This window comes from Blautia acetigignens (genome assembly GCF_025566865.1).
In the GTDB taxonomy this organism is placed as follows: Bacteria; Bacillota; Clostridia; order Lachnospirales; family Lachnospiraceae; genus Blautia_A; species Blautia_A acetigignens.
The window spans coordinates 201,024-212,672 of sequence record NZ_JAOQJM010000006.1; the positions used below are offsets into that span (position 1 = coordinate 201,024).

Genomic DNA, 11,649 nt, shown 5'->3' on the forward strand with positions numbered 1-11,649 from the left:
ACAGTACCGACAACTTTTTCGTAAATTTTGCAAAATATGACTAGACGAATTGAGGATTTTGTGAGAAAATAACACTAGGTTGTTAGGTCTTTAACAACGATTAAGTAATCAACACTGAAAGGAGTCTTAAAATGATTTACACTAAGGAAGTTGAAAACATGTGCCCAGTAGCTAAGGGCGCAAAACATGAGCCAGCTCCGATTCCGGAAGAAGGCCAGTGGGTCCATGCAAAAAAAATTGAAGATATCTCTGGTTTTACACATGGTGTAGGCTGGTGTGCTCCTCAGCAGGGTGCTTGTAAGCTGTCCTTAAATGTTAAGAACGGTGTAATCGAGGAAGCCCTTGTAGAGACAATCGGATGTTCAGGTATGACACATTCTGCAGCTATGGCAGCAGAGGTTCTTCAGGGCAAAACCATTCTTGAGGCTTTAAATACAGACCTTGTCTGTGATGCTATCAATACAGCAATGAGAGAACTGTTCCTTCAGATCGTTTACGGACGTACTCAGAGTGCTTTCTCTGATGACGGTCTTGCTGTAGGTGCAGGTCTTGAGGACCTTGGAAAAGGCCTTCGTTCCCAGGTTGGTACAATGTACGCTACCAAGGAAAAAGGAGTTCGTTATCTGGAAATGGCAGAGGGCTATGTAACAGGTATCGCTCTTGACGAAGACAACGAAGTAATCGGATATCAGTTCGTTTCTCTTGGAAAAATGACTGACTTTATCAAAAAAGGTGATGATCCTAACACCGCATGGGAAAAAGCAAAAGGTCAGTATGGCCGTGTAGCTGATGCTGTTAAGATTATCGACCCGAGACAAGAGTAAGCCACAAGCGAAAGGAGACGAACAGAAATGGCATTATTTGAAGGATATGAGAGAAGAATTGACCAGATCAATTCCGTATTAAACAGCTATGGAATCAGCTCCATCGAAGAAGCTGAGAAAATCACAAAAGACGCTGGTCTTGATGTTTACGAGCAGGTTAAGAAGATTCAGCCGATCTGCTTTGAGAATGCTGCATGGGCTTACTTAGTAGGCGCTGCAATCGCAATCAAAAAAGGCTGCAGAAAAGCTTCTGACGCTGCTGCTGCAATCGGTGAAGGACTTCAGGCTTTCTGTATTCCTGGATCCGTTGCTGACCACAGAAAAGTAGGTCTTGGACATGGTAACCTTGGTAAAATGCTTCTTGAGGAAGAGACAGAGTGCTTCTGCTTCTTAGCCGGACATGAGTCCTTCGCAGCTGCTGAGGGCGCGATCGGTATCGCTGAGAAAGCAAACAAAGTACGTCAGAAACCATTACGTGTTATCCTGAACGGTCTTGGAAAAGACGCTGCTCAGATCATTTCCCGTATTAACGGATTTACATATGTTGAGACAAAGTATGATTACAAAGAAGCAAAATTAAATGTTGTTTATGAGAAGCCATACTCCAACGGACTTCGTGCTACTGTTAAATGCTACGGTGCAGATGACGTTCAGGAAGGTGTTGCTATCATGCATCATGAGAATGTTGGTGTTTCCATTACAGGTAACTCCACTAACCCAACCCGTTTCCAGCATCCGGTTGCAGGTACATACAAGAAAGAATGTATCGAGCAGGGTAAGAAATACTTCTCTGTTGCTTCCGGCGGTGGTACAGGACGTACTCTTCACCCGGACAACATGGCAGCAGGTCCTGCTTCCTATGGTATGACAGATACAATGGGACGTATGCATTCTGACGCACAGTTCGCAGGATCCTCTTCCGTACCGGCTCACGTTGAGATGATGGGTCTTATCGGAATGGGTAACAACCCGATGGTTGGTGCTACTGTTGCTGTAGCTGTTTCCGTTGAGGAAGCTGCTAAGGCTGGTAAGTTCTGATAATTGAATAAGAGGATAAATACTATCTGATAAAACAAAGCACTTTCAACAAAATTGGAGGTGCTTTTGTTTTGTGAATATTCCCAGGCAGTTAAAAGATCATCAAATCGACCTTTTGACACTCATGCCATATTATGATTAGTATGCCAATACACAACAGGAGGTTGACCCAGAATGGCAAAAGAAGCAAAAACAAATGCAATGAGAATGCTTGACAGACAGAAAGTAAAGTATGAAGCACTTAGCTATGAGTGCGATGAATTTATTGACGGAATCCACTGCGCGGACATTACAGGTGCGCCCTATGACCAGTCCTTTAAAACTCTGGTGATGGAGGGCAAAAGCGGCGGATACTATGTCTTTGTAGTCCCCATTGAAAAAGAAGTGGACCGAAAAGCCGCAGCCAAGGCAGTGGGAGAGAAGACGGTAGATATGATCCATGTAAAAGATATCACCAAGATCACCGGCTACGTTCGAGGCGGCTGCAGCCCCATTGGAATGAAGAAGCCGTTTCCCACCGTTTTTGACGCATCCGCAGGCAATTTCCAGGAAATTTATGTGAGCGGCGGAAGAATCGGACTGACCCTGAAAGTTCCGGTAGAAGATCTTCTGAAAGTAACCGGTGGAAAATTAGCCAACATTACAGCCAGGGAAGAGTAATCCCAAGTAATCCCAATTTACAAAAACAGGGAAAGAGTATGCTAGAATATCCATAAATAAAAACGGCAGACACGAAGACGTGTCCGAAAACAACTCTTACCTGTCAATGTAAATAGTCAGCCCGAAGGGCGGCAAGGAGGATTTATGAAAGAAGGAAAAAGAATTAAGAAATGGCTGCTTGGAGCAGCGGTTGCGGTGATGACTATGATGAGCGCTATACCAGTATCGGCAGCCAGGAAGACATTCACAGCTACTGTTCAGAAAGGAAACTGCCTTCATATTGTAAATGAGAACATCAGTGGAAATGCGATCAGTAAATATGAGCTGCAGGTGATTCCGAAAACATCCGGTGCGAGATATGATATTGTGTATGCGTATGGCACGGAAGCTATGGCCATGAAAGACTGCCGCAAGAAATCCAGCATCACCAATTCCACTTATTTTAAGGCGAACCGCAGTGCGAACCGTGGAATCATCGCATGCGTGAAAGCGAATTCGGGTACTGTAGAAATCCGTGTGGTAGCGACTTCCAGGAAATCCAATGTCAAAATTAAGAAAAGCATTATGAAAAACCACAGCCCGTTGAAATCTCAGAAGGTTACAAAAGGCAGAAAGCTTTGGCTGAAGGGTACCGGCAGCAACATCACAACCTTACCGCTGATCATTTCCGGAAATTCCACTGTGGTTATGCAGAGAAATCTGAACAAGAATGCTTTTGAGCGGTATGATTTCAAGGACAAATATATGTATTTCAGAAGATATGTAAATAATAAACGTACCATGAAGAAAAACCGCTCTTATGCATCTGCCTATGGCTCTACCAGGTATTATTCCTGCCTGATCCCTGCAAATTCCAAGGGTGTAGCCTACACTGGAGATATGATTACCAAGAGAGGTACGATCACATACTATTATCCATCCGATTATCTGAAAGTAACAGGAGAAAAAAGAAGAGCATCCTGATTTTGTCACATACAATTGAAGATTTATAAAAATAGGACGGCGTACAAATCTGTACACCGTCCCATTTTTTATATGGCAGATTCACAGGAATCCCATCTCTTAGTTATCCTGTGCATCCTCCTCATTAATCTCAAATACATGACGCTTCTTAGCCATCTCATCGCTAGCCAGATACTCGTCATAAGTGGTGATCTTATCGATCATAGTACCGTTTGGCAGAATCTCCATAATACGGTTTGCAGTTGTCTGAACAAACTGGTGGTCATGAGAAGTAAACAGGATCACACCTGGGAACTTGATCAGACCGTTGTTCAGTGCTGTGATAGACTCCATATCCAGATGGTTGGTCGGCTCATCCAGAATCAGGATATTGGCACCGGAGATCATCATCTTGGAAAGAAGGCAGCGAACCTTCTCACCACCGGAAAGCACGCGCACACGCTTCACGCCGTCCTCGCCCGGGAAAAGCATACGTCCAAGGAATCCACGCACATAAGTGGCATCCTTGATCTCAGAATACTGGGTCAGCCAGTCTGTAATGGTAAGGTCATTATCGAATTCCTTGGTATTATCTTTGGGGAAATAAGCCTGAGTAGTTGTGATTCCCCACTTGTAATTTCCTTCATCCGGCTCCATCTCGCCAGTAATGATCTTAAAGAAAGTGGTAATGGCCTGCTCATTTGCACCAACGAAAGCAACCTTATCCTCACGGCCAAGAGTAAAGGAAATGTTATCCAGAACCTTCACGCCGTCAATGGTCTTGGAAAGATTCTCCACCATAAGAACTTCGTTTCCAATCTCACGGTTAGGACGGAAGTCGATGTATGGATATTTACGGCTGGAAGGACGCATGTCATCCAGCTGGATTTTCTCAAGGGCTCTCTTACGGGAGGTTGCCTGCTTGGATTTGGAAGCGTTGGCACTGAATCTGGAAATAAATTCCTGCAGCTCCTTGATCTTCTCCTCTTTCTTTTTGTTGGCTTCCTTCATCTGCTTGATCAGCAGCTGGCTGGACTCATACCAGAAGTCATAGTTACCTGCGTACAGCTGGATCTTGCCATAGTCGATATCTGCAGTCTGTGTACAAACCTTGTTCAGGAAGTAACGGTCATGGGAAACTACGATAACGGTATTGTCAAAGTTGATCAGGAACTCCTCAAGCCACTCAATAGCCGGAAGGTCCAGATGGTTGGTGGGCTCGTCAAGAAGCAGGATATCCGGATTTCCGAAAAGGGCCTGTGCAAGAAGAACCTTGACCTTCATGCTTCCTGTAAGGTCAGCCATCTGCGCATAGTGGAATTCCGTGTCAATTCCAAGACCGTTCAGAAGGGTAGCAGCGTCAGACTCTGCTTCCCATCCGTTCATTTCTGCAAATTCGCCCTCCAGCTCGCTGGCGCGGATTCCGTCCTCATCGGTGAAGTCTTCTTTGGCATAGATGGCTTCCTTCTCTTTCATGATCTCGTAGAGACGAAGGTTACCCATGATAACGGTATCAAGAACCGTATAAGCATCATATTTAAAGTGGTCCTGCTGCAAGAAAGAGAGACGCTGTCCCGGTGTGATCACGATGTCACCCTTAGTCGGCTCAAGCTGGCCGGAAAGGATCTTCAGGAAAGTAGACTTTCCTGCGCCGTTGGCACCGATCAGGCCGTAACAGTTCCCCTCTGTAAATTTGATATTTACATCTTCGAAAAGAGCTTTCTTTCCAACTCGCAAAGTAATATTGTTTGCTGAAATCATATTATCCTCCTATTAAATAAGTCATCCTTATGAAATGAACACACATAATAATAAGTATAGCCGATTTTCATTTTATCGTAAACTGGCAAATATGCAACAATTATTTCTGGTTTTTTCGCTGTTTTGTAGCAGAAACACGCTAAAACAGGGGACGGCAGACCAATAAGGCTCTTTACAAAGAAAAAAACCACTGCTATAATATCTGGAATATCAAAATTTACGTGGAAAAACTTTGCTAGGAAGCTTTTCCACGAGGAAATACAGAGAGGGAAAAGATATGCCGAAAAGACAGATCTATCTGACCGGATTTATGGGAACCGGCAAAAGCACCATTTTAAACTGCCTGCACCAGCTGTGCGGCCTTCGGAAAATAGAGATGGACGAGCAGATCGTCCAGGAACAGGGAATGAGCATTCCTGATATTTTTGCGCAAAAAGGCGAGGAAACTTTCCGCAATCTGGAGACAGAGCTTGTGAAGAGAATCTCCCACATGGACAACATTGTAGTTTCCTGCGGCGGCGGTACCGTAATGCGCCAGTGCAACGTAGAGGAAATGAAGAAGAACGGAACCATTGTGCTTCTTACCGCCACCCCTCAGACCGTTTACGAGAGGGTAAAGGGCAGCCACAACCGTCCCCTCCTGGAAAAAAACATGAATCCCCAGTACATAGAACAGCTGATGGAGGCCAGAAGACCGAAATATGAAGCAGCCGCAGACATCATAGTGAAAACCGACGGACGCACCGCAAAAGAGATCTGCCAGGAAATAAAGGAACGTCTTGAAATTAACGATAATACAAAATAACGTGAAATAAATGTTAAAAAAATTAAATAACAGTTGAAAATTGTAAGAATAATTGTTATACTTTAGGAAGTTTTTGGGGGAAGAAGACCACATAAGGACAGTATACATTTTTTATTATGATGTCAGGGCCAGAATACTTTTTAACCCTAACATCTTATTATGATTCGTGTCCAGTAAGGAGAAAGGTTACAGATATGTTTATTACGAGAGAATGCGATTATGCAGCAAGAGTTCTTCGGGCACTGTCAGCGGAAACCCGCCTTAGCGTTAATGAAATCTGTGAGAAGGAATCCATTACCGCACCCTTTGCCTACAAGATCCTTAAGAAACTTCAGAAAGCAGGCATTGTAAAAGGATACCGCGGTGTACATGGCGGATATGCCATGAATAAATCTATGACGGAGCTGACATTATTCGATGTGTACAGTGCCATTGACCCTGATCTGTTTATCATTGAGTGCATGGCATCCGGTTACGAATGTCCGGTAGATGGAAGGGGAGATCACCTTCCCTGCTATATGCACAGGGAGCTCTGTGAGATTCAGCAGGGTGTTTGGAAAATGCTCAAAAGAAAGAATCTTCAGGAGGTTTTTGCTCCGGAGAATTAAAAAGAAGTGAATAAATGCTTTGGCAGCAGGATATCTGCTAAAGCCAGAAGCGGCCATGAGATTTTCCCTCATGACCGTTTTTTGTATGTGATAATGTACAAAAAACAAAATGGACATCAATGGAAGATTATGCTATAATGTTATATGGACTTTTAGACACGATGTGTCTAGAGATATTATTTTCAACATACCTTTAAGGAGGAAAAACAAACTATGGCAAGAAAGATGAAAACCATGGATGGTAACCATGCAGCCGCTCATGCATCATACGCTTTTTCTGATGTAGCTGCAATTTACCCGATCACCCCTTCATCTGTTATGGCTGAAGCTACAGACGAGTGGGCAACCCAGGGAAGAAAGAACATCTTTGGACAGGAAGTACAGGTAACAGAGATGCAGTCTGAGGCTGGTGCTGCTGGTGCAGTACACGGATCTCTTGCAGCTGGTGCCCTTACTACTACCTATACAGCATCCCAGGGTCTGTTACTGATGATCCCGAACCTTTACAAGATCGCTGGTGAGCAGCTTCCGGGCGTATTCAACGTATCCGCTCGTGCACTTGCTTCCCACGCACTTTCCATTTTCGGAGATCATTCCGACGTTATGGCCTGTCGTCAGACCGGCTGCGCAATGCTGTGCGAGTCTTCCGTACAGGAAGTTATGGACCTTACTCCAGTAGCACACCTTGCAGCAATCAAGGGTAAAGTTCCATTCATCAACTTCTTCGATGGATTCCGTACATCCCACGAGATCCAGAAGATCGAGACATGGGATTATGAAGACCTGAAAGATATGGCAGATATGGACGCTATCCAGGCATTCCGTGATCACGCACTGAATCCGAACCATCCATGTCAGAGAGGTTCCGCTCAGAACCCGGATATCTTCTTCCAGGCAAGAGAAGCATGTAACCCGTACTACGATGCTCTTCCGGCAGTCGTACAGGAGTACATGGACAAAGTTAACGCTAAGATCGGTACCGATTACAAGCTGTTCAACTACTATGGAGCAGCAGACGCAGAGCACGTTATCGTAGCTATGGGTTCTGTAAACGATACAATCGAGGAGACAATCGACTACTTAATGGCAGCCGGCAGAAAAGTTGGTGTTGTAAAAGTTCGTCTTTACAGACCATTCTGCGCACAGGCTCTGATCGATGCTATTCCTGAGACAGTAAAACAGATCACAGTTCTTGACAGAACAAAAGAGCCAGGAGCTCAGGGCGAGCCTCTGTATCTTGATGTTGTTGCTGCACTTAAGAACAGCAAATTTGACGGCGTTAAGATCTTCACCGGACGTTACGGACTTGGTTCCAAGGACACAACACCGGCTCAGATCGTAGCTGTATATGACAATACTGAGAAAGAGAAATTCACTCTTGGTATCGTGGATGATGTTACTAACCTTTCCCTTGAGACAGGCGCTCCGCTTGTAACTACTCCAGAGGGAACTACAAACTGTAAGTTCTGGGGACTTGGTGCTGACGGTACTGTAGGTGCTAACAAGAACTCCATCAAGATCATCGGTGACAATACAGATATGTACGCTCAGGCATACTTTGATTATGACTCCAAGAAGTCCGGTGGTGTTACAATGTCTCACCTTCGTTTTGGTAAGAAACCGATCAAGTCTACCTATCTGATCCACAAAGCAAACTTCGTAGCATGTCACAATCCTTCCTATGTTAATAAATACAACATGGTACAGGAGTTAGTTGACGGCGGTACATTCCTTCTGAACTGTGCTTGGGATATGGAAGGCCTTGAGAAACATCTTCCAGGACAGGTTAAGGCATTCATCGCTAACCACGGTATCAAGTTCTACACCATCGACGGTGTTAAGATCGGTATCGAGACTGGCATGGGACCAACACGTATCAACACAATCCTTCAGTCCGCATTCTTCAAACTTACCGGAATCATTCCGGAGGATCAGGCTATCGAGCTGATGAAGGCTGCTGCGAAAGCAACATACGGACGTAAAGGTGATGACGTTGTTCAGAAGAACTGGGCAGCTATCGATGCTGGTGCTAAGCAGGTTGTTGAGATCCAGGTTCCGGAGAGCTGGAAAGATGCTGCTGACGAAGGTCTGCACATGACCCACGCTACAGAGGGACGTCAGGAAGTTGTTGATTTCGTTAACAACATCCAGGCTAAGGTTAATGCTCAGGAAGGTAACACACTGCCTGTATCCGCATTCAAAGATTATGTTGACGGTACTACACCATCCGGTGCTGCTGCATACGAGAAACGTGGTATCGCTGTAAATATCCCTGTATGGAATCCGGAGAACTGTATCCAGTGTAACAGATGTGCTTATGTCTGCCCGCACGCAGTTATCCGTCCGGTAGCTCTTACAGCTGATGAGGCTGCAAATGCTCCAGAGGGAATCAAGACATTACCAATGACTGGTATGAAAGAGTATCAGTTCACTATGACTGTATCCGCTCTTGACTGTACAGGATGTGGTTCCTGTGCGAACGTTTGCCCAGGTAAGAAGGGTGCTAAGGCACTTGCTATGGAAAACCTTGAAGCAAACATGGGAGAGCAGAAATACTTTGATTACGGTGTAACTCTTCCGGTTAAAGAAGACGTTATCGCAAAATTCAAAGAGACAACTGTTAAGGGAAGCCAGTTCAAACAGCCGCTTCTTGAGTTCTCAGGAGCTTGTGCTGGATGTGGTGAGACACCTTACGCAAAACTGATCACCCAGCTGTTCGGTGACAGAATGTACATTGCAAACGCTACAGGATGCTCCTCTATCTGGGGTAACTCCTCACCTTCTACACCATATACCGTAAATGCTAAGGGCCAGGGTCCTGCATGGGGCAACTCCTTATTCGAGGATAACGCTGAGTTTGGTTATGGTATGCTTCTTGCTCAGAAGGCTATTCGTGATGGTCTGAAAGCAAAGGTTGAAGATGCTGTAGCTAACGGAAATAACGAAGACGTTAAGGCTGCTGGTCAGGAATGGCTGGATACCTTCGCTTGCGGCGCTACCAACGGTGCAGCAACTGAGAAACTGGTTGCAGCTCTTGAGGCATGCGGATGTGACAAGGCAAAAGACATCCTTACACAGAAAGACTTCCTCGCTAAGAAATCCCAGTGGATCTTCGGTGGTGACGGATGGGCTTACGATATCGGATTCGGCGGTGTTGACCATGTTCTCGCAAGCGGACGTGATATCAACGTTATGGTATTCGATACAGAGGTTTATTCCAACACAGGCGGACAGTCTTCCAAGTCTACACCTACAGGTGCAATCGCACAGTTCGCAGCTGGCGGTAAAGAGACCAAGAAGAAAGATATGGCTTCTATCGCAATGAGCTATGGCTATGTATATGTTGCTCAGATCTCCATGGGAGCTGACTTCAACCAGGCTATTAAGGCAATTGCAGAGGCAGAGGCTTATCCGGGACCATCACTTATCATCGCATACGCTCCATGTATCAACCATGGTATCAAGAAGGGTATGTCCAAAGCTCAGACAGAGGAAGAGCTGGCTGTTAAGTGTGGATATTGGCACAACTTCCGCTTCAATCCTGCTGCAGAAGGAAGCAAGTTCAGCCTTGATTCCAAAGCACCAGATATGACAGATTATCAGGAATTCTTAAATGGTGAGGTTCGTTACAACTCCTTACAGCGTCAGAATCCTGAGAAGGCTGCAAGACTGTTCGCTAAGAACCAGTCTGAGGCTAAGGCAAGATATGAGTATCTGCAGAAGCTGATCACTCTGTACGGAACAGAGGAATAAGAATCACCCGCGGCAAGTCCGCATTATAAATATAAATAGTATAAGCATTTAATGCTTATCGTGTCGTAGCGTAAAGTAAGCCTGCGGTACCTCCTGAAAGGGTGGTATTGCAGGCTTTTCTTGTTATTCTATAAGGTTTGGCTTCTGAAAAGCTTGATATACAATTGTGTGAAGGAGGTTTTTTCTGTATAATATAAAAAATAGGAGGGCAAAGATGAATCGAACAAAACATGCAATTGTTGCTACCTTTTGGCAGCTTTTGGAAGAAAAAACATATAATAAAATTACTGTGCAGGACATTGTAGATCGATGCCATGTGAATAGAAATACCTTTTATTATCATTTTCAGGATATTCCATCTCTTGCAGAATGGTCAGTTGAAATATGGGCAGATGAGGTTATTAAAAACAGAGGGAGTTTTGATTCTCTGACACACTGTATTATCTACATGGCAGAAGAATGCACAAAGAGGAAAAAGGCGCTTTTACATCTTTTTCGTTCTGCAAAAAAAGAGTATTTCTTAAAGTACCTAAACAAAATGGGATACCATGTTATCTGTACTTACGTAGAAAACAGAACCGAAAATCTTTCACTTGCAGAAAATAAAACAGAAAGTCTGGTACGATATTATAAATGTACATTGATGGGGATTATACTCGACTGGCTGGAGAACGATGCTTCCTATGATCTGATTGCATTCTGTCAGGAGCTTTGTGAACTGTTTTCCGGTTCAGGAGAAAGAGCCATGCTTAAATGCACCGTTTCCAAGGACGAAATTGATGCAACCTGTTAAAAAGCAATTTGATTTCGTAAGTGAATCTGCGAAAAAAACTATAACTTTTTACAAAAAGTGCTTGACTTCTCCTTACGGCAGTGGTATAGTAAACAAGCTGTCGCAAGGAATTGCTTCTGGAATACTGAAAAAGAAATCCGTTTTCAGAAAATTCAAATTAACTGTTGACAATCGACTGAACTTATGGTAAAGTAATCAAGTCGCTTGAACAGATAAGAAAAATGACGGCGACGAAATCCTTTGGAAAACACTTCGAAAAACTTTTGAAAAAAGTTCTTGACAAGTTCTTCCAAATGTGATAATCTAAATAAGCTGTCGCAAAGAGCTGACAGCAGAATAACCTTGATAACTAAACAGTGAAACACATACGATTCTCGAAAATTTCTTTATACAATTCATTTTCGAATGAAAACTTATTAAACAGTAATGACGAGAGATAACTAAGCTAGTTGGTTGTCTTGAGTG

The 11,649-nt window shown here is 44.1% G+C and carries 9 protein-coding genes; 8 read left to right on the plus strand and 1 reads right to left on the minus strand.

What is annotated here, in order from left to right; all coding sequences use genetic code 11:
- Window positions 1-131: 131 nt before the first annotated feature.
- The 4 genes from OCV70_RS09930 (at window position 132) to OCV70_RS09945 (ending at window position 3,485) form a co-directional block, all read left to right on the plus strand.
- Entirely contained in the window at window positions 132-824 is a 693-nt protein-coding gene (locus OCV70_RS09930; protein ID WP_117853377.1) for an iron-sulfur cluster assembly scaffold protein, read from the plus strand.
- Window positions 825-851: 27 nt separating this feature from the next.
- Window positions 852-1,862 carry a GGGtGRT protein gene (locus OCV70_RS09935; protein ID WP_117853374.1) on the plus strand — a complete coding sequence of 337 codons (1,011 nt, stop codon included), beginning with the start codon at window positions 852-854 and terminating at the stop codon, window positions 1,860-1,862.
- 174 nt (window positions 1,863-2,036) lie between these two features.
- Window positions 2,037-2,522 carry a Cys-tRNA(Pro) deacylase gene (gene ybaK / locus OCV70_RS09940; RefSeq protein ID WP_021924618.1) on the plus strand — a complete coding sequence of 162 codons (486 nt, stop codon included), beginning with the start codon at window positions 2,037-2,039 and terminating at the stop codon, window positions 2,520-2,522.
- Between the two features lie 144 nt (window positions 2,523-2,666).
- On the plus strand, window positions 2,667-3,485 hold the full coding sequence (locus OCV70_RS09945; protein WP_021924617.1) for a hypothetical protein: 819 nt from the start codon (window positions 2,667-2,669) through the stop codon (window positions 3,483-3,485).
- A 99-nt stretch (window positions 3,486-3,584) separates the two neighbouring features.
- On the opposite strand, the gene OCV70_RS09950 is transcribed toward OCV70_RS09945, so the two are convergent.
- Window positions 3,585-5,225, minus strand: coding sequence for an ABC-F family ATP-binding cassette domain-containing protein (locus tag OCV70_RS09950; RefSeq protein WP_021924616.1), 1,641 nt, complete (start codon window positions 5,223-5,225; stop codon window positions 3,585-3,587).
- Window positions 5,226-5,502: 277 nt separating this feature from the next.
- Here OCV70_RS09950 and OCV70_RS09955 point away from each other — a divergent pair, with 277 nt between their 5' ends.
- From OCV70_RS09955 to OCV70_RS09970, 4 genes are all read left to right on the plus strand, one after another.
- Window positions 5,503-6,030: a shikimate kinase gene (locus OCV70_RS09955; protein ID WP_117853529.1), complete on the plus strand. Its 528-nt coding sequence runs from the start codon at window positions 5,503-5,505 to the stop codon at window positions 6,028-6,030.
- Between the two features lie 194 nt (window positions 6,031-6,224).
- Complete coding sequence (locus OCV70_RS09960) at window positions 6,225-6,638, plus strand: RrF2 family transcriptional regulator (protein ID WP_021924614.1); 414 nt, start codon at window positions 6,225-6,227, stop codon at window positions 6,636-6,638.
- 213 nt (window positions 6,639-6,851) lie between these two features.
- A complete protein-coding gene (gene nifJ / locus OCV70_RS09965) occupies window positions 6,852-10,391 on the plus strand; it encodes a pyruvate:ferredoxin (flavodoxin) oxidoreductase (RefSeq protein WP_117853371.1) in 3,540 nt (1,179 codons plus the stop codon).
- Window positions 10,392-10,605: 214 nt separating this feature from the next.
- Window positions 10,606-11,184, plus strand: a complete 579-nt coding sequence (locus tag OCV70_RS09970) for a TetR/AcrR family transcriptional regulator (protein WP_021925034.1) — start codon at window positions 10,606-10,608, stop codon at window positions 11,182-11,184.
- Window positions 11,185-11,649: the final 465 nt, after the last annotated feature.